Origin of the sequence: Catenibacterium sp. CAG:290, from assembly GCF_000437715.1 — a bacterium.
In the GTDB taxonomy this organism is placed as follows: Bacteria; Bacillota_I; Bacilli_A; order Erysipelotrichales; family Coprobacillaceae; genus Catenibacterium; species Catenibacterium mitsuoka_A.
This window is the reverse complement of sequence record NZ_FR898763.1, coordinates 1-2,592: the sequence shown is the minus strand read 5'-3', so window position 1 is coordinate 2,592 and position 2,592 is coordinate 1. Positions and strand designations below refer to the sequence as shown.

Genomic DNA, 2,592 nt, shown 5'->3' with positions numbered 1-2,592 from the left:
TAATGCATTATTACATTATTGAAATCTTAAACAGATACCTATATCTTACAAATTATACAAAGTCAATCTTCTATCGTTTAGGTATGCCTTTTATCGTTATTCCTATCACTATTATTATTACAGCACTTATTCGTAAACTAAGATTAGGAAAGAAAATATTGCCTTAAATTACATGATTTCACAGAAATTACACATAGATAGCGCTTGTAATAAGGTATAATAACAGCAATGAAGTGAATTATAGACTATTTTGTGGTATAGTAATTTATGTATGAACTTAAAAATAAGGATGTGAAAAAAGATGTATAAAAGGAAATTAAGAGGATGGGCGAAGCATTTAGATTTCTTAATTGTGGACCTTATCTGTCTACAGTTAGCTCTATTTCTAGCTTACTACATGCGTCATGGAATACTTGATATATATACAAGATCATTGTATGTCAATATCGCGATAGTCATGACACTATTAGATATGTTAATTATTATATTCTTTAATATTTTAAAGAATATTTTGAAGCGTAATAATATTACAGAAATGATTAAAGTAATAGAGAAATCATTATTATTAATGGTTGTTTCTACTGCTTATATTTTCTATGCGCAAAAAGATGATGTATCACGTTTAACTTTAGGTTTTACATGTGTATTTGATGCAATGTTTACTTATATTGTACATTGTGTGATGAAACCAATTGTAAGACGTAGAAGAAAGAATAATAAAAAATCTCTTATCGTGATTACAGAGTCTGAATTTATTGATTCTATTACAGAGAATAAGAAAATATTTGGTTTGGATGAATACCAGAGTGTTGGTTTTGCGGTTCTAGATAAGAATATGGAAGGTCAGAAATCAAATGGCTGGTCTATTGTGGCGTCTCAGGATACTGTTATAGATTACGTATTAAGACAATGGATGGATGAAGCTTTAGTGATTCTTCCTAGGGAAGATGTTTTCTCTACTTCTTTAGTTAAAGATTTAGCTGAAATGGGACTCGCTGTTCATGTAGAAATCAGTGAATATAACTCATTAAAGGGATATCGTAAGCAGTTTGAAAGAATGGGTGAAAACCAGGTATTAACTGTCAGCATGAACTCTATTAATGAATATGACTGGATTGCCAAGAGAATACTTGATATTCTTGGTGGTTTAGTAGGATGCTTGATTACTCTTATTTTAACTATCTTCTTAGGCCCAGCTATCTTTATTGCCTCTCCAGGACCAATCTTCTTTAAACAGAAGAGAGTTGGTAGAAATGGTAAAGTGTTCAATATGTATAAGTTTAGAAGTATGTATATGGATGCTGAAGAGCGTAAGAAAGAGCTTATGGCTCAAAATAGAGTTAAAGATGGTATGATGTTCAAACTTGAATATGACCCTCGTATTATTGGCTGTAAAAAGAAAGCCGATGGTACTATTAAGAAGGGGGTTGGTAATTTCATTAGAGATTGGTCTCTTGATGAATTCCCACAGTTCTTTAATGTATTAAAGGGTGATATGAGTTTAGTAGGTACTAGACCCCCTACTCTTGATGAATGGAATAAGTATGAATTACGTCATAGAGCACGTCTTGCATTTAAGCCAGGTATTACAGGTTTATGGCAAGTAAGTGGTAGAAGTAATATCACTGACTTTGAAGAAATCGCAAGATTAGATAAAGAATATATCAAGAACTGGAGATTCAGTCATGATATTCAGATTCTATTGAAGACAGTACAGGTTGTTTTCAAAAAAGAAGGATCAATGTAAAGGAGTTATGAATATGCCATCAGTAAAGATTATTATTGCGACACATAAGAAGTATCGTATGCCTGATGATGAGATGTATATTCCTGTACAGGTTGGTGCAGAAGGTAAGGATGATCTTGGATATACACGTGATAATACAGGTGATAATATTTCTAATTTAAATTCACAGTATTGTGAATTGACAGGATTATATTGGGCTTGGAAAAACCTAGATGCAGATTATGTAGGTTTAGCCCATTATCGTAGACATTTTAGAGTAAAGAACAAGACAAAGGATCCTTTTGATTGTGTACTTACTTCTAAAGAAGCAGAAGAACTATTAAAGGATAATGATATTCTAGTTACTAAGAGACGTAATTATTATATTGAAACAATTTATGATCATTATGTTCATACACTTTATCCTGAACCATTAGATGAAACAAGAAAGATTATTGAAGAGAAGTGTCCAGAATATTTACCTGCTTTTGATAAGCATATGAAAGGTAAAACAATGCATGCCTTTAATATGTTTGTGATGAAGAAAGAATATTTTGATGCTTATTGTGAATGGTTATTTGATATTCTATTTGAACTTACTAAAAGATTTGAAGGTACTGAATATAATAGCTTCCATGCACGTTATCCAGGTAGAATTAGTGAAGTACTATTAGATGTTTGGATGAATGAGAACGGTTATACCTACAAAGAAGTTCCATTTGTATATATGGAAAAGATCAATATGTTTAAAAAGGGAATGGGATTCTTAAAAGCTAAGTTCTTACATAAGAAGTATGGGGAGAGTTTTTAATGAGTTTATTTAAGAAAATAGTAACACTTGTACTTGCGATGAGTTTAATGACTGG

At 31.4% G+C, this 2,592-nt stretch carries 2 protein-coding genes; both read left to right on the top strand.

Annotated elements, in window-relative coordinates; translation table 11 throughout:
• The first annotated feature begins 301 nt into the window (after nt 1-301).
• Complete coding sequence (locus QVO42_RS00505; protein ID WP_022424241.1) at nt 302-1,747, top strand: sugar transferase; 1,446 nt, start codon at nt 302-304, stop codon at nt 1,745-1,747.
• Between the two features lie 13 nt (nt 1,748-1,760).
• Nucleotides 1,761-2,537: a DUF4422 domain-containing protein gene (locus QVO42_RS00500; protein WP_022424240.1), complete on the top strand. Its 777-nt coding sequence runs from the start codon at nt 1,761-1,763 to the stop codon at nt 2,535-2,537.
• Nucleotides 2,538-2,592 lie beyond the last annotated feature (55 nt).

Coding starts and splice junctions, on each gene's coding strand:
- QVO42_RS00500 (WP_022424240.1), top strand. CDS start 1,761: ATGCCATCAGTAAAGATTATTATTGCGACACATAAGAAGTATCGTATG.
- QVO42_RS00505 (WP_022424241.1), top strand. CDS start 302: ATGTATAAAAGGAAATTAAGAGGATGGGCGAAGCATTTAGATTTCTTA.